The sequence below is a fragment of the Anaerophaga thermohalophila DSM 12881 genome (assembly GCF_000191885.1).
GTDB classification, from domain to species: domain Bacteria; phylum Bacteroidota; class Bacteroidia; order Bacteroidales; family Marinilabiliaceae; genus Anaerophaga; species Anaerophaga thermohalophila.
Window position 1 is genome coordinate 1 of the sequence record NZ_AEWI01000188.1, and the last position, 675, is coordinate 675.

Annotated in this window: 1 pseudogene; it reads left to right on the top strand. The window is 45.3% G+C overall.

The annotated features are described in order from the left end of the window. Window positions 1-49: 49 nt before the first annotated feature. Window positions 50-675: pseudogene (locus tag ATH1_RS19920) on the top strand (hypothetical protein); the annotation flags it as partial.

Sequence of the window (675 nt, forward strand, 5' to 3'; positions counted from 1 at the left end):
TCAATCTGGTTTTGTAGCTTTGCAGCATATTATTAAAACTGCTTAAAACATGTTTATAAAAACCATAGTAAAAACAGACAAAAAGAGCGGGAAACGGTATAATTACTACCGCTTGTGCGAGAGTTACCGCATTGGTAACAAAACACGGCACCGTTCCATTGTCAGCATGGGCAGGTTGGATGGCATAGAAACCAGGGAAGACAAAAAACTACTGGCCGACACTATCGAGGCCCTTATTCATGGGGAAACCCGTCTGGCATTTTTTGATGTGAGCCCTGAGATAACCAGATATGCCAAAGAGTTCGCCAACAGGATAATAGACGAGCATCTGCTGGACATCCATCCGAAAACCACACAACCGGAGTACAGTGACATTGAGCCTGATCATCAGGAAGTTGACCTGAACAGTATGCGGCATGAAGAAGTGAGGGAAACAGGGGCTGAATGGCTATGTAAACAGGCACTTGAACAACTTGATCTTCAGGGGCTGCTTACAGAAACGTGCCGTTTCAGCGAAACATCGGCAGCTATGGCCCTGATGCATATCACCAGCCGGGCAGTTTACCCTGCCTCGGAACATAAAACAGCACAATGGATAAAAAACAACTCAGCTGTTGCCAACCTGTTCAACATCCCGGTTGACAAAGTCAACCGGTTTAAGTTATATTCAGTTAG